The organism is Aquiflexum gelatinilyticum (genome assembly GCF_024741135.1).
Lineage (GTDB): Bacteria > Bacteroidota > Bacteroidia > Cytophagales > Cyclobacteriaceae > Cognataquiflexum > Cognataquiflexum gelatinilyticum.
Window position 1 is genome coordinate 34,973 of the sequence record NZ_JANSUY010000006.1, and the last position, 20,201, is coordinate 55,173.

Genomic DNA, 20,201 nt, shown 5'->3' on the forward strand with positions numbered 1-20,201 from the left:
AACCGAAGTATAGAGTAAACATGAAATCTGCTTTTCAAAATTCTAACCATTTAACCCCAAAAAAAATGAAATCTAAAATGTATTCCCTTGTGGCACTATTAGCCACATTTTTAGCATTTACTGCCTGTTACGATTTAGAGGAAGAAGTAAGTGTCAATGCCAAGAAAGTTGATAACCAATACCTAGTTAAGGAGATTGCTAAAGGTGCAGCCTTAAAAGGCTCCAACGGCATCAACTTTGGACCGGACGGCAATCTATATGTTGCTTCGTTTCTTGGTCAGGAAATAATCGTGATGAACAAACAAAACGGCAAGATCATCAAAAGGATTTGTCATGAAGACGGGGTGATTGTTCCTGATGATTTGGTATTTGGCCCTGACGGATCGCTTTATTGGACTGATCTTTTTATCGGAGAGGTTGGCCGAATAGCTCCTGATGGAACTTTGACAAAACAGTTTGTAGCCCCGGGGGTAAATCCCATTACTTTCTCAGATGATGGGCGTATGTTTGTAGGACTTTGCTTTCTAGGTGATGGACTTTATGAGGTGGATCCAGAACTTAAAGCACCACCTAGACCGATTATTGTTGCATCACCGCCATTGAATCCATTCCCACTTGGTTTTTTGAATGGATTCGATTTCGGTCCAGATGGGAAATTGTACGGACCTCTCTTTGCAGGAGGTTCAGTGATCAGGGTAAATGTAGGTGGGCCAGGAACCCCACCCTCAACCAATCCTTTTGCAGATGGTACCGCAGAATTCGTGGCAGGAGGCTTCACAGTTCCTGCTGCTGCAAAGTTTGATTCCAAAGGAATCCTGCATGTAGTGGATCAAACAGGTGAAGTATTCAAAGTAAACCCATCAACTGGCGAAAAAACACTTTTCATAAAAATTCAAGCAGGACTTGACAACCTGGCCTTTGACTCAAATGGCAATCTATTTATTTCTAATAATGATTTTGGTACAATAGTAGAAATTCTTCCCAGTGGACAGCCCCGCACTATTAGTCGTGGGGGTATAACCTCCCCAATGGGCTTAGCGGTATTACCTGGGGTAAATAAAAAAGATGCATTATATGTTCCGAGCGTTTATCGCCTGCATCAATTGGATGGCCTCACCGGCAAAGAAACCAATGCATTTAAAGGTGATTTACTCAATGGTGCCGGTAATCTGACAACGCCATTTACACTTTCAGCAGATGGAGAAAATCTGATCGTATCTTCTTGGTTTGGAGCGGTTGTGCAAATATGGAACCCTCAAACTGACAAAGTTCTTGAAACTTTCCCGATGGGTGCTCCGATAGATGCCATCCGGTTTAAAAATGACATTGCAGTGTCTGATCTTGGACTTGGCGGAGTGGTCCGGGCAAGTGACAAGTCGATGATACTTCCGATAGACGGTGTCAATGTATTTGCGCCAAGTGGTCTGGCTACTGACGGCAACACGTTATGGGTAGCTGACTGGGGTACAGGCATTGTTTGGCAGGTAGGATTTAACGGCGATACGCCAAGCACACCTTTTCCAATAGCGACTGGATTAATGAATCCGGAAGGTTTGGCTTGGGATAAAGAAGGCGGTTTGTTTGTTGTTGAATCAGGAGCTTCCAAGCTATCACGAATTGATCTGATAACAGGAACTGTCAGCAAAATTGCAGATGGTCTCAAACTGAGTGCACCTGCATTTGGTCTGGATGGTTTCCCTCCAACTTGGTTATTTGACGGTGTAGCAGTCGGCCAAACCGGTGATATCTATGTTTCGGGTGGCGGCAAGAATGTGATTTACCGCATCTCAAAAAATTGAGTTTCTTTTCGACAATAGAAAACCATAAGTAAACGATTTTCATTTTTTTAACCATTTCAAGCGACCAACTCCTCCTTTTCCATTGCGAAAAGGGGGAGTTTTTTATTCCACTTGATCTTTCCAACCGCTATAAGCTGTCCTGTTTCCCGGTTGTCCTACTTCTCCGGAATCCGGACTTTAAGTTTTATCCAAATACTGCTTCAGGAGAAGCCGCAGAACTATCCACTATTATTCTTCCAACCGATTGTATTTTTTAAGCACTTCTACCAGTAATCCATGAGGCAAAGCATAAGACTTGTTTCCATTGATGCCTTCCATGGTTTCTGCAGCAATCATGGCATTGATGATGGCTTCTTCGACTGCCTGAACTGTAGCTTCCAATAAAGGATCAATCAGGTCATTTGGCAGCATCTCCACTTCTGAAAAATCATCCCGCTGAAAAGCGTCAGGATTGGCGGTGGAAAAAGCGATAAAAATATCCCCCGAACCATTGGTCCCGATTCCTCCGGTATTGCCGATTCCGATCGGAACGCGATTTGCAATCCGCTTCAACTGATGGGGAAGCAAAGGTGCGTCGGTCGCCACGACCACGATGATGGAACCGTCCCCTTCTTTCCGATAAGATTGTGGCGGCAATTTCAGTTCATTGTTCAAAGTATCCAACAGCTCCCTTCCTACCGGAACTCCTGCAATGGTCAGTGAAGGTTTTCTGCCAAAATTTGCCTGCACCAAAGCACCCACGGTGTAAGAGGAATCTTTGACTTTGACAATTCTCGAGGAAGTTCCAGTTCCTCCTTTGAAACCCAAACACATCATCCCCGTACCTCCGCCTACATTTCCTTCGGCTATTTTGCCACTTGAGGCGTTTTCAATCGCTTCTAGCACATGTTCTTCCTTGACATGAAAACCATAGATATCATTCAAAAACCCGTCATAAGTCTCTGCCACCACAGGATAGGTGTACCACCATTCTTCCCCCTTATACCAATCGGTATCCACATACCATTTCAATACCGCATCCCTGACGACGCCAACACTGTTGGTATTGGTAATCATAATCGGAGTTTCCAGGAAGCCGGATTCGGTCAGCCAAGTGGTTCCTGTCATTTCGCCGTTTCCATTGAGGCTGTACCAATTCGCAAACACAGGACTGAATTTTTGAGCTTTGCCCCGTGGGAAAATGGCTGTGACTCCAGTTCTGACCGGACCTTTGCCAACGATATTTTCACCACTTCCTGAGATGATGGTGCTATATCCCACTTCCACACCCTTGACATCAGTGATGGCATTGAATTGACCTGTTGTGCCGTTAAATGGAACTCCCAAATCTCTGGCCCTTGGTTTTTGGGCGAAAGAAACTGAAAGTGTGAAGGAAAGGATAAGAAGTAGAATAGCGTTTTTCATATTGTTGGCTTATAATTCATCCAAAAACTTAAATATCTCAATATAAGCATTTTCAAATTCCTCTTGATTTGGGCTGTGCTTTCCCCCGGGTATAAATATCCTAAGGTCTTTATCATTTCTCAGCAAGGGAATAAATTTTTTGAAAGTCACCACCGGAATCTGATCATCCAAGCCCCCATGCCACAAAAAAATGGGCGGGTCTTTTGGGTCAAAGTAGGTAATCGGTTCAAAAACAGCCAAGTTTTCTTTTGATTCAAAACCTTCAGCAGGGAAAAGTGCCAGACCTAAGGCTTTAAACTGTTCATTCTCATGCTCAGTAAAAATCCTTTCCACCACATCCAATCCATCCACTGGCCCAGAAAAATTGATGATTCCTACGATTTGGATGCCATCGTCAAGTTTATTGGGATACTCCGGATTGTTTTGGGCAAGGCCCACATTGGTCGCAATATGAGCCCCTGCCGAAAAGCCTGACACAACCACATTCTTCAAATTCAAACCATAGTCAGCGTTGTTGGCTTTGAGAAAATTCAGGGCATTTGTAAGGTCGCTTGTTGCAAGGGGAATCCCTCTCTTCAGTCTGTAATTCAGGTTGACGACATTCAAACCTTTCTTGAGGTAAGGTTCAATGTACCTTTCCTCCTGACTTTTGTCGCTGAAGTAATAGCCTCCTCCATGAAGGAATACGATTGTGTAATTCCGCTTTCCAAAGGATTTTGCTTTTTGGGACAGGTAGATATCCATCACCTGTTCCACATCTGAACCATAAGAAACGTCTTTTAAAATCTGGTAAACAGTTTCCTTTTCTGTAGCGGATAATTCTACCGCAGATGTCATTTTTTTGGAACAGGAGGAAAGCAGAAATAAAAAAATAAGGAATAGGTTTAAGCTGGCTTTTTTCATTTTTTGGTAAGTTGGTTTTTCAAACTTAATGCGTCGGGAAAACCCCATTGCTCTACAATTTTCCCATCCGCTATTCTGTATATGGAGGTTTCATAGATGGTTACTTTGATACCCGTAGCATCAAGTCCTTCGAATGCTCCCAATTGGGTACCTGTCGATCTATATCTTGTCACCACTTTGTCGCCTTCACTTACCATATCGACTATCTCTTCTTTCCAATCCGGAAATATTTTTCTATGGCTTGTAATTGAATGTTTTGCTCCATCAATTCCCCTCCACTCAATTTCGTTGATAAAGTGGCATACAAAATCGGGAGATATTATTTTCTCCAATTCCATTACTTTTCCGTCGCTCCAAATCCGGTGAAAATCTCTTACAACATCACGGTTGGCGTCAAGGTCTATTTGATTTGGTTCTGAACCACAACTGTAAATAAACATGCATACTATAAGCATCAGACCTGCACAGAAAGATTTTTTCATTTTGGTGTTTGTTTAAAGTACTGAGGCTTTTTTTACATGCAACTCAAATGGACCAATTCAAATTCTATTTAGAATCCGATTACAAAATCACACGTAATTTTTTCAATAGAAGGCGTCCCGGCGAGTTGCATGTCCCGGATTAACTCAGCCTTAAGAATATCCAGCGCGATTTCTACTCCTTCTTGACCCAAGGCACCAAGTCCCCAGCAGAACGGTCTTCCGATACAAACTGCATTTGCGCCTATTGCCAATGCTTTGAATATATCTGTCCCTCTTCTGATTCCTCCATCGATTAAAACTGGAATTCTGCCTTTGATTTCCTCAACTATCTCGGGTAAGCATTCAATAGTGGACCGAAGGCTTTCCAATTGCCTTCCCCCATGATTGGAGACAATAATTCCGTCGACACCATACTCAAGGGCGAGCGTAGCGTCCTCTCGGGTAACAATTCCTTTCAGTACAATTTTCATGTCACAGTTTGCCCTTAACCATGATATGATTTCCCAAGTCAATCCCGGGTCATCAATCCCGGTTCCTTCAGTTAATATTCCCTCATAATTCCCCATTTTGAGTTCTTTGGAATATATCAATTTGGTAAGTGTTGTCCCACCTCTTTCTCTGTTTCCTATCACAGGAGTATCCACAGTCAATACACAAACCTTACATCCTGCCTTTTCTGCCCGTTCAAGGAGTTTTTTAGTAACCTCTCTATTTGTCGTAGGATAAAGCTGAAACCAAAGATCGGCTTGGGATTGCGCTGCAATTTCATTCACGGAATAGTTGGAAACTGAAGAAACAATCATCTGATGCTGTTTCTTGACTGATGCTTTTGCTGTTGCTACTTCCCCGTCTTGATGAAAGAATTTCTGAAATCCGACGGGACTTAAAATAATGGGAGTTTCATAGGTCTGTCCAAACAGTTCAACCTTTGTGGAGATCGTACTGACATCAATTAATCTGCGCGCTCTAATCTGAATTTTCTGATAAGCCACAACGTTTGCCTTTACGGTTTTTGAATCATCAGCTCCTCCATTCAAATAATCAATGGCGTCTTTTCCCATGACTTTTTCGGACAAACCTTCCAAGTCAAAGACATTTTTAAACTCCTGCTTTTCATCTTCATGGAATCGACTAGATTGGCATCCAGAGAGCGATATCGCCGGAAAAGCCAAGGCCAAACCCGATAAACCGATCCATTCAAGGAATTTGCGCCTTTGAAGATCAGAATTTTGGAAGGGATCCATATTATCCATTTTGATGTTATTTTTTAAATAAAATATTTGATTTGTAGCCCGATTACCCCCTACTGAATTTACCTCCCGGAAGCCTGCTTTTGATGTATTTGAATTGTCCGTTGTGGTTGGATTCATGCTCACAGACATGAAACCACTTGCAGTAATTGTTGGTCGGACCCCAAGGCCAATCTTCGTCGACCGCCAACAGCCAATTGTCGTCTCTTTTTTTAAACTCCCTGATGGTATTTTCCCTCACTTCGGTCATAATATCAAGGTAGTAATCCAGATTATTGCCTTTGATGGTTTTTCGGGCTTCGTCACCTAGGTTCATCGCCACCTCAAATCGGTTCAAATCTTCTTTGCTAAAATCTCCCCATGCCTTTCCCTCGAATGTATGGACCTGATAAAACCGCTCCGTAGCGGCCAAATGAAGCAACATCGCACCGATAGAGTTAGAATTTTCATCCAATAGAAAATCCAATTCTTTCACAGTCATTCCTCTTACCGGCATCAGAATCACGTCCCTCATCCAAGTCATCATGGATAACAAGGTTCCTATATGAAGAGAAAAACCTTCTCTGGGTCCGATTACATTGTTCCGATTTTCTGTCGGGAGAGGGATAGCTGTGCTAAATTGCGGCAACAAGGAGAGTGCAAGTGTGCTCGAGGTAAGGACTGCAGCAGATTTCATGAAATCTCTGCGTGTAGAAGGTTTGGTATTTTTCATTTTCTTACGAGGAATAGTTATTCAAAGGAATGCTGACAGGCTTAAATGCTATTCCCAAGTCCTTTGTTGCCAACGTAGAACTGTAAATAATTTCCGGCTTGCCTAATGGAGGTTGATTGTTGAGCATCAATGTCACATCTGATACCCTATAACTTTCCCCTGATAAGAGATAATTTTTTCCATGGATGTTTTTGGCAGTGGCTGCTTTGAAAATTGCATCGGCAACATCTTCTACATCTACCAATGCCCATAATACATCCATGTCGTAGATCATTTGTATAAAAGGGTTAGGAGCAATTTTATTTTTAAACAGAAATTGAATACCCGTGGAAGTGGAATCCTGTCTGTTTGACAAAGATTTTCCCATTACACCCGTCGGTGAAACAGAAGTAATTTCAAAACTCAGATTCGGGTGTTCTCCGATGAATTTATTGACCGCCTGATTGGCGATAAACTTGGCTTGGGCATAAGGAATGCCTTCTTCGCTCATAAATGGTGCATCTTCCTCAGTAATTTGATCACCTTCCTTTTTTCCTGCAGGTAAAAATGGAAAGCTTGTGTTGTATGCTGCCACGGATGCAATGAATACGACTTTTTCAATTCCTGGAGTTTTGAGAACTGCTTCGAGAAAGTTTTCCGTTCCCTTGATGGTCGGGTCAAACAGTTCTTTCTGAAGGTCTTTCACATCCAATTGGAAGGGAGTTCCTCCGTGAATCACAATGTCACAGTCCTTCAGAAAATCCATAAGCTCCTGTTTGTTTTCCACATCCAATTGGGCGATCTCCAGGTTCTCAGCATTTTTGAGACTGAGCAAATGTTCATACTTTTCTTTTTTAGAAAGGTCTGTGGTTGATACTTTTACCTTGTATCCTTCGCTTAAAAACTTTTGGGTGTTATAGCTTCCAATAAAGCCAGAACCCCCGATGATGCCTACTTTTTTCATATTTGGTTATTTTTATAGTTCGTCTTATATTTTTTGGGTTTTCCCGTAATTTATTTTAAAGAATGCCTGCTAATCACTTCTTAAACTTCCCATACACCCCTTGCCCTGGAAAAACATTGGGAACGGTCTCCCCATCTTTCAAAATAAAAGCCCCGTTTACAAATGCATTTTCATCTCCTACCTGCAAGAAAAAAAACAAGTCAGGGAAACTTTTGAGGGATTTAGTTCTCATCATTGGAAATAGGAAAAAAGGAAATTAAGTGAAATAAAATACCAACAGGTTCATCGAATTATTGTATGTGGCGTTTTGACCTTGATTCGCCAATCTTACAATCTAAAAAACTCAATCCTTACCTTATGCCCTCTTAGGACGAAACCTGTTTATTTCTTCCCCAAAGTGTAGGATTTCTTTTCAGAGGAAGGTCTTTAGGTCGTAAAGAAATAAAGAGAAAACATTATTGGACAACCTTCCATTAATTCAATCTCAAGTCAAAGGCAGAGAAACAAACCAATGCGAAAATCTCTCCCAAAAATCAGGGTTAAAACCAGTGATTCGAATAATATGGACGATAAGGAAAACACCTAATCCAACTGGAAATACCCATCTCCCCTGTTTTTCATTTCGTTCCAAAAAAATCAGGACCATAAGGACCACATAGCCCAACGATATCCCAAGTATATAGGGATATGTTCCCTGAAGGCCTAAAACATTATACATCACACGCACCATCACAGGCTCCAACAATGCCAATCCGGCCACTATCATCCCCCTGGCGTGAATCGCCATGGAATGCCTATACCAAATAGCAATTCCAAAGCCATAGCTGAATATCACCAAATCCTTAAACGGAATCCAGAACTCAGGACCAACAAATTCCAAATCGGGGCTGATTCGGTTATTGGCCAAAAGCAAAACAGAAATAAACAGAAACGGAACTAAGAAATAAGAAAACTTCCCAATCGTTCTATGCAGCGCAAACTTCTTTTTACGAATCAAAATCGGTTGGATCACCAACATCGCCACCCACAAGAGGGCTGTAACCACATGAAACTGAAAGTATTGGTTAAAGTCTGCTGACCCATCAAAAAACTTAGAGAAGTAAGAGGGCCAAAACCCAACAAAGGCCAGAACCAAAAAGGCTAGATAATAATATCCTGTATTTTGAAACTTCATCCTGTCAGATTTTTATGTGAAATATTAAATAAAATGATCAGTTATCTTTGGGCTTCCGCTTTTGATCCAAATATTCATAATGACTGTTGTCCGCAGGAGTTCTGATTACTTTATTATCCGGCAAAGGACCCAATTGCTTTACCGCCAATTCCATTGCCCGCATCATTTGGGCGGTTTTCTCCGGGTTTTCCCTCAGTAGATTTGTGGTTTCTCCCGGGTCGGTTTTTAGGTTAAATAATAGCGTATCGTGGGCATCCACTTTTTTCATACCTCTCGTACCGGCAAATCCCTCATAGGGACGTTTGATCTTCCAATCTCCCTCCCGATATCCTTCCTGACTCGAAAGCATGTAGTATAGGAAAGTATCCCCTTCCCTGCGGCCATTTTCAAAAAGCACTGGACTGAGGTCCTTTCCATCGATCTCACGGTCTTGAGGTATCTCAGCACCGGCCAGTTTACAAAAAGTAGGAAACCAATCCATTTGTGTTGCCAAGTCCTCATAGACTTGACCCGGTTCGATTTTCCCTTTCCACATCGCCACGGTCGGGACGCGTACTCCTCCTTCGAAGGTAAATTGCTTGCCTTCTCTGAGTGGACCGGCCGAACCTCCATGGTCTTCCATCACCAGCCAAGGCCCATTGTCTGATGAAAATACAATCAGTGTGTTTTCAAGAATTCCCTTTTCCTCCAATTTTCGTAGAACTTCTCCCACACTCCAATCCAATTCCTGAATGACATCTCCATAAAGTCCCCTGTTGGAAGTTCCCTGAAAATCCGGAGAGGCATAAATCGGGACATGGGGCATATTGTGGGCTAAATAAAGGAAAAAGGGATTACCCACTGCAGAATCAATGAATTTTAAAGATTCCTCAGTATAGGTTTTGGTCGTATATTGTTGATCTACCTTGAAATCGACGACATCATTTCCCCTTAGGTAAACGACGGATTCCATGTCATTGGAATACGGAATTCCAAAGTATTCATCAAAACCCTGATTGAGGGGAAGAAACTTCTCCATATGGCCCAAGTGCCATTTTCCTACTACTGAAGTGCGGTAACCTTTATCTTTTAAGATTTCAGCGATGGTGATTTCCTCGGGATCCATCCCTGTAAAGCTTTCAGGGAAAAACACTGAATTTATACCCATACGTTGGGGCATCCGTCCTGTCAAAAGTCCTGCACGGGATGGACTACAAACGGGCGACGCGGACAAAAAAGAGGTGAATTTTATCCCCTCTGCTGCTATTCTGTCAATGTTTGGCGTGGCAATATCCGTAGCACCAAAACAGCCCAAATCCCCATATCCAAGATCATCAGCAAAGATGAAAACGATGTTTGGTAGTGGAGATTGGCTCTTTTTTTCTGCCTCATTTCCGCAGGAATAAAGCAGAATTGCCAAAAATATCAATTGAATTTTTCCTTTCATTTCTTTTAATGCTTATGCTCCATCAAATGTTTTCTCAAGATATCCTCTCCAAAATCATTTCCCTTTTCTCTGAAAATCGAATGGATATGGTTGGCATTGTCAAGGAAACCGACATTGTCATACTCGATGATAAAATCCGGACTGTGGATCATGTAGTAATGCGCTTTCATGGGTTCATAGCTTCCGATCCAGGCAAAATACACTTCATCCATTCCCCTTGCATGCAGGATGGCGAGGTATTCTTCTGCCTTCTCCTTTTCCATATTGTTCATATACTCTTCGATGAGGTAATGGAGCACTTTCTGCTGCTCGGGTCGGAGCTCTGAACCTTTGATCCCCATAAACTCTTCATACCACTGTGGTCGGTCAGGATTAGTCAGGATATCCTTAGGGACTTCCTGACTCAAGGTCGCTTTGGCTTTTTGATTTTCATCCAAGGTATTGACAAACCAAAAACCATAATCCTCCTCCTTACTCAGCGGCCGCAAACCTGAATATTGGGTAACCTGCACCACAGCAGGATCAGAACCAAAAAACAACGGTGTCATCGAAAAGGAATCCTTGGTCACCGTCAGGTTGATGGAGATGTGGTGTCCTTCAAACTTGAAACCCCAAGCCGTGTCCATCCCGGGATTGCCGAGGATGGCGAGGTAATAATTACCGTAATCCCAATCCAGTTTCCTGATAAACCCGATCGTCCGGTCGTCAATTTCTTTTCGTTGATGGGCAATCTCAAAGATCTCATGCAAAATATCATCCACCTGCATGATGGCAAAGGTCTTGAGGTATCCCTGTGAACTGAAAATCGTGCTGAGGATTTTGTGGAATTTTTCCTTGCTGACCTCAGACAAATCCCCGTATCGGAGTCCTTTCCGTGGTGCCAAACCTATCGGAAGGTTAGTCCAATTGGTGCGGAGGCTGTCATCCATCGAGAAGAGGACACTGTCTTTTTGGTTGGCAGAAAGGGTTTCCATAAAATCCACAGTGACTTTGACCATGTCTGTTTTGGATTGGGCAAAGAGTCCGATTGAAAATGTTAAAATGAAGACAAGAAGGAAAATGGTTTTTTTCATTAGAGAATCGGAGGTTATGAATTGGATTAAATGGTTAACTGCTTAATTGCTTAAATTTCGGGAACTTCCGTCTTCTGTCCTTTCTGTATTTTATTTATCAAGCATTTTTGACATACACTTCGGTACCTTTTCCCAGATCAACATATTGGAAAGACCGCGTCAGCTTGATGGCCCCGGTGGGACTGATGTCAAACTCAAGCTTTTCGAAACTTCCCTCAGGATTGCTTGGATAGACAAAGAGGTTGTTACCTGCATACACATATTCTTCTCCAAAAACCTCATTTTTGAGCCAAAGGGTATTTTGGTTATTAAAAAGGGTGATAGTTTTTTTTGGGTCATTTTCATGGACATAGGTTCCTGTCAGCTTGTCGAGGGAAGCAGGTTCTACAGCCAAGGTCCTTGCCATTCCCACATTGAAGACTACTTTGCTGACACCCTTTGGATCGTCCTCCACTTTCAACTGACGGTCTTTGGCAGCCTTGGCCCAAGGGTCTTTGGGGATGTTTTTATCCCCCGTAAAATACAGCTGCGTCACCAAAGACTGATAGCCCTCCGCGGTCACCATCATGTGAAAATGTGCCGGACGGATCAAGCCCCCACCCGCATCATAGGGAACAGGGATGATGGTCTGAAAAGAATAATTGCCTTCGGTGTCTGTATAAACAGTACCTCGGTAGTTAAAGGCTGCAGTGGCATTGTCATAGACACCCGCTTCGTCACAATGCCAAAGCTCAACCTTTGCGTTTTGGTAAGGCGTAGTACAATCCTGATGAAGAATTTTCCCGAGGAGTTGTACTTTGCGGCCCTTCGAACCGGCTACAACCAAGTTGCTGCGCTCGGGACTGCCGGGTCTGTAAAATGGCCCCAAAATATCAGAAGTCGTAGCACAATCTCCCACATACCTTGTCCCGTCAAAGCGTATAAATCCGAATGCACTCACAGCAGTGGCGCATAGGGCTGATGTTTTGATAAAATCTCTTCTATTCATGGCCTTTGGGTTTTGGTTGGAAAAACATCTTTGACAATCCAATTCCAATCTAAAAAAATATTTGGGCAAATCCGATTCTGACCAAAGAATCAAGTACCAACATCCCAAGATACTTCCCTAAACAAGGGAAATATTTTTCGGGCGTATTAAAGAAAGGTAGGATGCAAGATTGGATAATTAGGAAAATAGTTTTATGTTTATGTTCTTGAAGTTTATACTTATGGTGATCAATTTAAAATGATTAAGCCTCAAATAAAATCATCTAAAATTTTAAATTAAATTATAAATATTTAATATGAAAAAGGGCAATTCAGATACAGTAAAGCATGAAATACAAAAAAAAGATCAAATGAAAAGAATCAAAGACATATATGAATCATTTTTAAATAATTTTACAAGTGTTGAGGTTTTTTTTATGAGAATTGCACCGGTAGCTGAGAATGAAGACAAAGTAATTGAAAAAGAAAGGATAGAATATAGGGAATATATTTTAAAAGAGATTTTTGGTGAAGATTTTGAAAATCGAAACAAAACAGAAAAATTAGAAATAAAGCTAACTAAAGAAGAGGTTGAAAGAATAATTCATAAAATTAAACAATCACCAAAAATTCCTGCAAAGAATTATGGAACCTTGACAAAAGGAGCATTTATAATGCTAAATAATTATTTTGAGTTTTTATTCTCTGATCTGCTGACATATAACTTTAAAAAAAATACTACAACTATAGATAGTAAAAAGTTAAATATTTCTTTTGATGATTTAAAGAAATATAATTCAATTGAGGAAGCATATGAGGATTTAATTTACAAAGAAGTTGAATCTTTATTAATTGAAATGAACTTTGAGGAATTAAAAACTTATTTCAGCGAGAAATTAAAAATCAATCTAGAAACTGAAATTATAAATTGGAATTTAATTACTGAAATTAGAGAAAGAAGAAACATAATTATTCACAACAATTCATTAGTAAATAATAAATATATTTCTCGTTCCAAAAATCCATTTAACTTTAATTTAAATGATGAAGTAAAAATCGAAAAAGAATACTTTCTTAATGCTTTAAGTGAAATTAAACTTGCTGGAGTTCTTTTATGTTTAAATTGTTGGGGAAATTGGGACAAAAATGATACTACAAATGCTATTAAAGAAATAGTAGATATAAGTTTTAATAATTTAAAAAATTCAAATCATGTTTTCGTTGAGAAAATTTGTTCTTACACTGAAAAAAGAATTAAAGCAAAAAATGACGAAGAGGACGATATAATTTATAAAATTAAATTTAATCAATGCATAGCACTAAAGAGACTAAATAAATTAGAAGAATTAAACCTTATTTTATCAACAATTAAAACAGGTGCTTTAACACCACTATATAAAATCGCTCATTTAACCTTAAATAACAGACATTTTGAAGCTGTCGAACTAGTGGAAAAAGCTATTGTTGCAGACGATTTAACAATAGAAAAATATGAGGATTGGCCGATTTTTAATGAAATAAGAAATGATAAAAAACTTCATAAAAAAGTACTTGAAACTTTTGAAAAAATTAATCTAAATGAAACTTTTATTAAAAATAACTCCCAAAAAGAAAAAAAATGATTTTAAATTAATTTCGGGGTATTACTCCATTTGATACTTAAACTGATTAAACACCGATAGCTTCCTCCCCCCTCTGGGTGTAGTTAAAGGTTTGCTCGTGGGACTGGGTGGAATTTGTAATTCCACCCTTTTATTTTCCCAATTTGCAATTTATTTTCAAATCTATTTTTCTTAATTTATTTTTCTAAATTGAATTACATCCCGACAAGCTGTACAAGATCAAAATGATAGAAAGGCGTTATTTCTAATTAAGCCTAGCGTGGGGGATATTTTTCAGGTGGATTGGTTATTTAGAGAATTAGTTTTATGTTTAAGTAATTGAAAAATAACAACAATATTGTGGATACCAGCCCAAATCAGGTAGATATCAACAAGTGTTGTTGATATACAATCGTTATGTGTAACCGTATGACAGACATCACCGAAGACATAAAAGACGGACTTAACCTTGCTTTAAACGAAGCAATTATTGTCGGACTTGATTTTGACAAGGAAGTTAGAACTGTTTATCTTACTTTCTATCCGATTGCCATTCAACAAGACGGGACAATTCCCAATGACAATAGATTTCTGTTTGCTTTTAGAAACGTTGGACGTCTTGCTTCTTCATTGACTCTTGTACCTGAAACAAAAGCTATAAAATTTGACACAAACGAACTTTCTAACAAAATGAGTGAATTTAAAAATGAATCGCTTTATGGTTGGGAGTTTATAGACAATGATGAAGAGTTAATTTTCAAGCAATGGAAAGACAATGTGAGCTTTGACGAAATTTTTAGTGACTCCTTTGAAAAGCAACATACAATTGACCTTTTTCAAGAAGACAAATACAGTAAAAAGACAATTGACATAAGAATTTGGTTTGACAAAATAGAAATGTTTGACAGCAACTTAAAGCCGTTTGCCGCACAAACTTTCATTGACAACGGTAAAAGGGGTTGGGACAAATTATACAAGGACGGTTGGACAACGACAGAAGCAGAATTAAAGGGAAAACTAGTACTAAACGAATGAAAAGAAAGGCTACACATAACAGCACCTACCCAAAAGTGGCGGTTAAGTGGTTAAATCAAGCTTTGTGCTTCTATCAAAGTTTGCGCTTGGTTGACCGTGAAGTGCTTCGAAATCGCCACCTTCGGGTAGCTGCAAACCGTTGACAACCGTTTTGAAACTGAATATTACCCTCTGGGTGTAGTTAAACGTTTTATCGTGGTCAAGGTAGAATTTGTAATTCCACTCTTATATTTCTGCCAATTTTAATTGGCTACCATTATCGACAAACAATGCGCTCCACCTAAAAAATTGAATTACAAATTCTAATTGATAGAAAGCCGTAATTCCAAATACGCCTAGCGAGGTACAAACTCGCTTATCTTTTTACCCACCCTTTCGTTCTTTTAATTTAGCAGGCACCTTATTATATCAAGCTAGGACCTTTTAGTATCAAAGTTGAGTCTTTTAGTATCAAAGTTGACTCTATTTATATCGTCGGTGATGCTAATCATATCAAGCGATGATCTTTTTGTATCAAGTTTGACTCTTTTTGTATCTAGCGAGGATTTATTTATATCAAGGTTGGGTCTTTTTTTATCAAGCGAGGATTTATTTATATCAAGGTTGAGTCTTTTTATATCAAGCGAGCATCTTTTAGTATCAAACTTGGTCTTCTGAGATTCAAAGTTGGTCTCCGTAAATTCTCGATTAGGTATTTTTGATATTTCATAAAAAAGGCCGAACCATACGGTCCGGCTTTTAATGCTTAAATAGTTCAAATCAATGGAATTCTTTTACACACCCGATCCGCCATTGGTGCTTCGGGGCTTCTTTTCAAACCGCTTCCGCATGTCTTCATAGATGGCTTTGGCTTCAGGGGCATTGACTTTCGCAGCTTGCTTGACCGAATTGTAATAGCTCAGGGCGCTGACATAGGCAGATGATCCCGATTGCATGGCGGTATCGCTCATGGTGTCCTGAATCTGCGCCATGATCCGGATCAAAGCCATCAGACCGCTGCTGTTGTTCCAGTCTTTTTGGAACTCTGCCTGATCAACAAAAGCCGGAAGAAACTCCGGGCTGTTGATGGAGTAGTCCAAGGCCTTGTCGACAAAAGGCTCTGTGCCGTCACTCATTTTGGGAAGCTTCTTGCGCTGTTCCGGCGTGAGGGCAATGACATACGGAGCCAAGAGGCTCTGTATATTCTGAAGGTTGGCCTTGATGGCCTGGAAATCCGCTTCTGGGATCTCGATGGAGTTTCTGTTATCCATACATTGAAAATCAGGGGTGAATAATAAAAAACTGTAAGTACCATGTACTTAGAACAAAATGTAGTTATTGTTTGATTAAGAAAAAAGGGTTTAGGTAAATTATTTTAAAAAAAGATAGTTTTGTATAACGGTTAGCAGTTTGTTGACTAGAATTGATGGAATGAAGAAGGGTTGTAGCGTTTGAAAAATGGGGTCACACTTTTTACCTAACTGAGTCACCAATTTGGTGAACTGAGTCGCTTCTGAAGTAAACTCACATGGCTTTTTGGTGAACCGTCCGACCTAAAGGGTCTAACGGTGGGTCTTCCATAGAGGATGACGTTGCAGATTGGACATGATTTCACACCATTCTTGTAATCTCAAAGCAGATCAAAATATAATAAGTGTACAATTGACATTTTTTTTAATATCTTTCCTTATATTCATCATTCAAAACTGCCATTTTACCTCCTGTTGGAGGTTTCACAATATAGATAACCTATTAAGCTAAATACAATAAACCTAAAAAACCATGCACTACAACTTTAAATCCTTGACTTTTCAAGCCTTTTTGGTCTGTTTCCTTGCGTTTGGCACTGCAGCCTTGGCACAGGACGGGACGATCTACCCACTTGAAGCACCTGCAGAACCGCGGGCCATTTTACTTGGTACAGGAGGCGTCGAAAACCAACCTGCAAAAGAAAGTTGGTTCAAACAATGGGGCGATCCGATGGCCCGAAACATCACTGTTGCCACCCTTACTCCTTTCCTCCCCGAACCGGGAAAAGGAAAAGGTACTGCCGTGATCGTGGCACCGGGAGGAGGATTCAGTTGGTTGTCAATGGGCAATGAAGGTTGGGAAGTCGCAGAGGCACTTGCGAAACAGGGAATCGCGGCTTTCGTTCTCAAGTACCGGCTCAACCCTACTCCGGAGTCTTTAGAGGATTTTTCGGCTTGGATGAACCGTCCTAGAACTGCACCACCTGCAGCACCAGCTTCCGGTTCCGCACAACCTGCCACTCCTCCCCGTCCACCGCAAAGAGACTTATCCAACCAACTCGAGGATGCAGAAGCAGCTTATGCCATGATCGTTGACAGGGCAAAGGAATGGGGAGTGGATACCGACAGGATCGGAATGATCGGTTTCTCTGCAGGTGCTGGATTAACGATGCATTCTACCCTTCACTCCAAAACCATGAAGCTTGCCTTTATCGGTCCTATTTATGGAGGCATGGGTCCCGTAGACGTTCCCAAAAATGCCCCTCCGATGTTCAATGCGATTGCGACGGATGATTTTCTGTTTCAGGGACAGTTTGGGGTGATTGAATCCTGGTACAAAGCAGGTATCCCGGTGGAATTGCATCTGTATCAGAATGGAGGACATGGATTTGGTCTGGGTAATCCCGGCAGGACCAGTAATAAATGGTTTGATGCCTTTATCCATTGGTTGGATGTCAATAAGTTTCTTGCTGCAAAATAAAGCCGGGAAATTTCAATGGCTGGTTTCAATCGACTAGTACCAAGTCCGAAAAAAAGTTAGACACCCTTCGGGGTCGAAAAGACATTTTGATATCCACTAAGCCACGGGTTGAGACCCGTGGTTATTTTTTTTTGGACCATTTCCTGGTCTCCCATCGACAGTACGGTCCGCGGCGGCGAATTTTCCTTTGCGCGGGGGTACCATAGGAAGTTTTTACCAAGAGGTTGGGGATTTTGGAATTAAGCCCTTTAGTGGGCTAAATTATAATAGTCATGGAAATGGTTTGATTTCTGATTTCCTTTTACGCAAATCATAATTTCTCCTTGTATTTTCGCCTCTATTTTATTTTTTCGTTACCAAATGGTTTACTTTTTTTTACAAATCTCAAAAAATAAATTTATGTTTGGTATATGCTGATAGGTCACTTGAATCAATTGAAACTTACAATATCGAAATATCCATACTTTTTTATTTTCGCCTTCATAATTTTCAATTTCAGTACTTTAGATTGCTATGCCCAAAAACCTCACATCGAAGGTGGCCTGTTTAAGGAAGGTTTGCTGGAATTAAAATTCAAAGAAAATTGGAAGTACCAACCCGGTGACAATATTGAATGGGCAAAGCCGGATTTTGATGATAGCAATTGGTATAATTTAAACCCGATCGAACTGAAAGCCTACCAAATGCCCGACAGCCTTTGGTCGGGATATGGATGGTGGAGGATCAGTTTCACGGCCGACCCAAAAACAGTTGCCGAAATAGAAAGGCTATATTTCTATTCTTGGGGTGCAGCAGAAATTTACCTGGACGGTGAGCTTGTGGCTTCATTTGGAAATTTTTCACCGGACAGCAAAAATGAAAAAACATATTCTCCCAACTATGCCGGGGACAGGCCTTTGAAAATCTCGCCAAATGATTTGCACACCCTTGCTGTGAGGTTTTCAAACCATCAAGCCAAAACAAACCATCAGATCTTCAGGTACTTTTCTGAAAACCTAGGCTTTAATATCGGCTTTTCGAATTCCCTCCGGGCAGAATATTCAGACTTTCGGTATGCCAACAGTTTTGCTACTCTTTCCGTGATTGTGGTCGTGCTTTCTATCCTATTGTTGTTGCATGTTTTACTGTACATCAAATTCAGGAAAGAAGAGCCGTACCTGGTGATTACGCTCATTACCTTTTTCTTTTTATGCGCCGCCATCTGTGCCCACATCCTTTTGTTTGTGGATCTGAATGGCTTCACCAATCCAATTTTCAGTGGTATCTTAAATTCAACTGCTTTTGGTTTGGGCTACAGCTTTTTGCCCTATTCTCTCAGCTCCTTGTTTAGGATCAAAAAGTTCTATTGGACCAAACATTTGGTTTGGTTAGCCCTATTGAGGACAGCCAATTATTTTGTCAATGTATTCAACTTTATTCTTTTTGATGCTACCATTATCCTTGCGGTCATCATTCTAATGGTGGTTATCATGCGGATTGCCATCCGGGAAAAAAACAAAGGAGCGCTTTATGTGACTTTCGGGGCAGTCGGTACTTCCGTATTCCTGTTGGTCAATAGGATGGTCAATGCTGACATCATTTCGCTTAGCACATCGCTTTATTACCTGGACCTGATATTGCTGTATATCAGTTATCCATTGGGAATTTACATTTACATCACCAACCAATACGGCAGGCTCTTTTTAGCCATGGAACAGGAAGTGGAAGAACGGACCCACCAACTCAATGCCATGGTACTCAACCTGACCAAAACCCAAAAGGAACTTTCCACAAAAAATGATGAAAATGTATTGTTGCTGAAAGAGATCCATCACCGTGTCAAAAACAACCTCGAGGTAGTCTCAGGTTTGTTGGCTTTGCAGTTTGCAAAGATCGATGACCCCAATATGCAGGAAGTCATGTTGTCCAGCCAAAACAGGGTGAAGTCAATGGGCATATTGCATCAGAAACTCTATCAAAGTGAGCAATTGGCATTTATAGAGATGAAAAATTATTTTGAAAACCTCTGTGAAAACATTCTTGACTCCTATAATGAAACTGACAGGATCAAGGTAGATATTGAAATGAAAGAAATTGAATTGGATGTGGACACCGCTGTGCCTTTGGGTCTGATAGTCAATGAGCTCTTGACAAATTCTCTGAAATACGCCTTTCCAAAAGGAGTAAAAGGTAAAATTGAACTGAGTCTGAAAAATGTAGACAATGACAATTTCCAGCTTAAAATCAGTGATAACGGAGTTGGGAAACCACTGTTTGGAAAAGCGATAGGAACAGGTTTTGGCTCGCAGTTGGTGGATTTGCTGACCCGTCAGATTGATGGCAAACTGATACAGGATGTCAGCAACGGGACTTTGATTTTAATTAATTTCGAAAGGCAGGCAACGGCCAAGGTCTAAATTGTTGGATGGTTCATTATTTGGATTCAGTAATTCCTTCAACTTGATCAAATATTTTTAGTATAGCCCCGAAGTAGGCGAAACTACAATCGCCAAGGTCAAGGTGCTGCTCTGATATTTGTACTCACTATAATCTTCATGCACCGCAGCCCATGGTAAAGAAGGAGGTTTGTTCTGTATTTCGGTCACGAATTTTCTAAAGTAGAGAATCTCATAACCGAAATGGTTGGGAAAATCTTATTATTTTTTTTCTACAATTCTTGTGATTAATTGACTCGCGTTAATTTCTTGTGTCACTTTTTGTCTTGAAACAAAAAGTAACCAAAAA

General features: G+C 40.6%; 18 protein-coding genes. 5 read left to right on the forward strand and 13 right to left on the reverse strand.

The window, feature by feature from the left end:
- Positions 1–65 precede the first annotated feature (65 nt).
- The gene (locus NU887_RS10280; RefSeq protein ID WP_258423278.1) at positions 66–1,799 is read left to right on the forward strand and encodes a hypothetical protein; all 1,734 of its coding nucleotides are present in this window, start codon (positions 66–68) and stop codon (positions 1,797–1,799) included.
- 228 nt (positions 1,800–2,027) lie between these two features.
- Here NU887_RS10280 and NU887_RS10285 read toward each other — a convergent pair whose 3' ends face one another.
- The 11 genes from NU887_RS10285 to NU887_RS10335 all read right to left on the reverse strand — a co-directional run bounded on the left by NU887_RS10285 (position 2,028) and on the right by NU887_RS10335 (position 12,154).
- Positions 2,028–3,203 carry a DmpA family aminopeptidase gene (locus tag NU887_RS10285; RefSeq protein ID WP_258423279.1) on the reverse strand — a complete coding sequence of 392 codons (1,176 nt, stop codon included), beginning with the start codon at positions 3,201–3,203 and terminating at the stop codon, positions 2,028–2,030.
- A 9-nt stretch (positions 3,204–3,212) separates the two neighbouring features.
- Complete coding sequence (locus tag NU887_RS10290; protein ID WP_258423280.1) at positions 3,213–4,106, reverse strand: alpha/beta hydrolase; 894 nt, start codon at positions 4,104–4,106, stop codon at positions 3,213–3,215.
- Complete coding sequence (locus NU887_RS10295) at positions 4,103–4,588, reverse strand: ester cyclase (RefSeq protein ID WP_258423281.1); 486 nt, start codon at positions 4,586–4,588, stop codon at positions 4,103–4,105. The genes NU887_RS10290 and NU887_RS10295 overlap by 4 nt, the downstream gene beginning before the upstream one ends.
- Before the next feature lie 68 nt (positions 4,589–4,656).
- Positions 4,657–5,832 (reverse strand): alpha-hydroxy acid oxidase, encoded by a 1,176-nt coding sequence (locus NU887_RS10300; RefSeq protein WP_258423282.1) that lies wholly within the window; start codon positions 5,830–5,832, stop codon positions 4,657–4,659.
- 52 nt (positions 5,833–5,884) lie between these two features.
- On the reverse strand, positions 5,885–6,550 hold the full coding sequence (locus NU887_RS10305; RefSeq protein WP_258423283.1) for a DinB family protein: 666 nt from the start codon (positions 6,548–6,550) through the stop codon (positions 5,885–5,887).
- A gap of 4 nt (positions 6,551–6,554) precedes the next feature.
- Entirely contained in the window at positions 6,555–7,493 is a 939-nt protein-coding gene (locus NU887_RS10310) for an NAD-dependent epimerase/dehydratase family protein (RefSeq protein WP_258423284.1), read from the reverse strand.
- Positions 7,494–7,566: 73 nt separating this feature from the next.
- Positions 7,567–7,728 (reverse strand): hypothetical protein, encoded by a 162-nt coding sequence (locus NU887_RS10315; RefSeq protein ID WP_258423285.1) that lies wholly within the window; start codon positions 7,726–7,728, stop codon positions 7,567–7,569.
- Positions 7,729–7,977: 249 nt separating this feature from the next.
- Positions 7,978–8,667 (reverse strand): hypothetical protein, encoded by a 690-nt coding sequence (locus tag NU887_RS10320; protein WP_258423286.1) that lies wholly within the window; start codon positions 8,665–8,667, stop codon positions 7,978–7,980.
- 37 nt (positions 8,668–8,704) lie between these two features.
- The gene (locus NU887_RS10325; protein WP_258423287.1) at positions 8,705–10,093 is read right to left on the reverse strand and encodes a sulfatase family protein; all 1,389 of its coding nucleotides are present in this window, start codon (positions 10,091–10,093) and stop codon (positions 8,705–8,707) included.
- 5 nt (positions 10,094–10,098) lie between these two features.
- The gene (locus NU887_RS10330; protein WP_258423288.1) at positions 10,099–11,166 is read right to left on the reverse strand and encodes a DUF3500 domain-containing protein; all 1,068 of its coding nucleotides are present in this window, start codon (positions 11,164–11,166) and stop codon (positions 10,099–10,101) included.
- Positions 11,167–11,263: 97 nt separating this feature from the next.
- Complete coding sequence (locus tag NU887_RS10335) at positions 11,264–12,154, reverse strand: dioxygenase family protein (RefSeq protein WP_258423289.1); 891 nt, start codon at positions 12,152–12,154, stop codon at positions 11,264–11,266.
- Between the two features lie 295 nt (positions 12,155–12,449).
- On the opposite strand from NU887_RS10335, the gene NU887_RS10340 reads away from it, so the two are divergent.
- Together NU887_RS10340 and NU887_RS10345 are read left to right on the forward strand one after the other, a co-directional pair.
- On the forward strand, positions 12,450–13,754 hold the full coding sequence (locus NU887_RS10340) for a hypothetical protein (protein WP_258423290.1): 1,305 nt from the start codon (positions 12,450–12,452) through the stop codon (positions 13,752–13,754).
- Positions 13,755–14,150: 396 nt separating this feature from the next.
- Positions 14,151–14,768, forward strand: coding sequence for a hypothetical protein (locus NU887_RS10345; RefSeq protein WP_258423291.1), 618 nt, complete (start codon positions 14,151–14,153; stop codon positions 14,766–14,768).
- A 773-nt stretch (positions 14,769–15,541) separates the two neighbouring features.
- Here the strand turns inward: NU887_RS10345 and NU887_RS10350 are convergent.
- Positions 15,542–15,883, reverse strand: coding sequence for a hypothetical protein (locus tag NU887_RS10350; protein ID WP_258423292.1), 342 nt, complete (start codon positions 15,881–15,883; stop codon positions 15,542–15,544).
- Between the two features lie 646 nt (positions 15,884–16,529).
- Between NU887_RS10350 and NU887_RS10355 the strand changes: the two genes are divergently transcribed.
- The gene (locus NU887_RS10355) at positions 16,530–17,477 is read left to right on the forward strand and encodes an alpha/beta hydrolase (protein ID WP_258423293.1); all 948 of its coding nucleotides are present in this window, start codon (positions 16,530–16,532) and stop codon (positions 17,475–17,477) included.
- Positions 17,478–17,887: 410 nt separating this feature from the next.
- Positions 17,888–19,873: a sensor histidine kinase gene (locus tag NU887_RS10360; RefSeq protein ID WP_258423294.1), complete on the forward strand. Its 1,986-nt coding sequence runs from the start codon at positions 17,888–17,890 to the stop codon at positions 19,871–19,873.
- Between the two features lie 57 nt (positions 19,874–19,930).
- Here NU887_RS10360 and NU887_RS10365 read toward each other — a convergent pair whose 3' ends face one another.
- Positions 19,931–20,062, reverse strand: a complete 132-nt coding sequence (locus NU887_RS10365; RefSeq protein WP_258423295.1) for a hypothetical protein — start codon at positions 20,060–20,062, stop codon at positions 19,931–19,933.
- Between the last annotated feature and the right edge of the window lie 139 nt (positions 20,063–20,201).

Excerpts from the sequence above, each read along its gene's own strand:
- NU887_RS10280 (WP_258423278.1), top strand. The coding sequence starts at position 66 with ATGAAATCTAAAATGTATTCCCTTGTGGCACTATTAGCCACATTTTTA.
- NU887_RS10285 (WP_258423279.1), bottom strand. The coding sequence starts at position 3,203 with ATGAAAAACGCTATTCTACTTCTTATCCTTTCCTTCACACTTTCAGTT.
- NU887_RS10290 (WP_258423280.1), bottom strand. The coding sequence starts at position 4,106 with ATGAAAAAAGCCAGCTTAAACCTATTCCTTATTTTTTTATTTCTGCTT.
- NU887_RS10295 (WP_258423281.1), bottom strand. The coding sequence starts at position 4,588 with ATGAAAAAATCTTTCTGTGCAGGTCTGATGCTTATAGTATGCATGTTT.
- NU887_RS10300 (WP_258423282.1), bottom strand. The coding sequence starts at position 5,832 with ATGGATCCCTTCCAAAATTCTGATCTTCAAAGGCGCAAATTCCTTGAA.
- NU887_RS10305 (WP_258423283.1), bottom strand. The coding sequence starts at position 6,550 with ATGAAAAATACCAAACCTTCTACACGCAGAGATTTCATGAAATCTGCT.
- NU887_RS10310 (WP_258423284.1), bottom strand. The coding sequence starts at position 7,493 with ATGAAAAAAGTAGGCATCATCGGGGGTTCTGGCTTTATTGGAAGCTAT.
- NU887_RS10315 (WP_258423285.1), bottom strand. The coding sequence starts at position 7,728 with ATGATGAGAACTAAATCCCTCAAAAGTTTCCCTGACTTGTTTTTTTTC.
- NU887_RS10320 (WP_258423286.1), bottom strand. The coding sequence starts at position 8,667 with ATGAAGTTTCAAAATACAGGATATTATTATCTAGCCTTTTTGGTTCTG.
- NU887_RS10325 (WP_258423287.1), bottom strand. The coding sequence starts at position 10,093 with ATGAAAGGAAAAATTCAATTGATATTTTTGGCAATTCTGCTTTATTCC.
- NU887_RS10330 (WP_258423288.1), bottom strand. The coding sequence starts at position 11,166 with ATGAAAAAAACCATTTTCCTTCTTGTCTTCATTTTAACATTTTCAATC.
- NU887_RS10335 (WP_258423289.1), bottom strand. The coding sequence starts at position 12,154 with ATGAATAGAAGAGATTTTATCAAAACATCAGCCCTATGCGCCACTGCT.
- NU887_RS10340 (WP_258423290.1), top strand. The coding sequence starts at position 12,450 with ATGAAAAAGGGCAATTCAGATACAGTAAAGCATGAAATACAAAAAAAA.
- NU887_RS10345 (WP_258423291.1), top strand. The coding sequence starts at position 14,151 with ATGTGTAACCGTATGACAGACATCACCGAAGACATAAAAGACGGACTT.
- NU887_RS10350 (WP_258423292.1), bottom strand. The coding sequence starts at position 15,883 with ATGAGTGACGGCACAGAGCCTTTTGTCGACAAGGCCTTGGACTACTCC.
- NU887_RS10355 (WP_258423293.1), top strand. The coding sequence starts at position 16,530 with ATGCACTACAACTTTAAATCCTTGACTTTTCAAGCCTTTTTGGTCTGT.
- NU887_RS10360 (WP_258423294.1), top strand. The coding sequence starts at position 17,888 with ATGCTGATAGGTCACTTGAATCAATTGAAACTTACAATATCGAAATAT.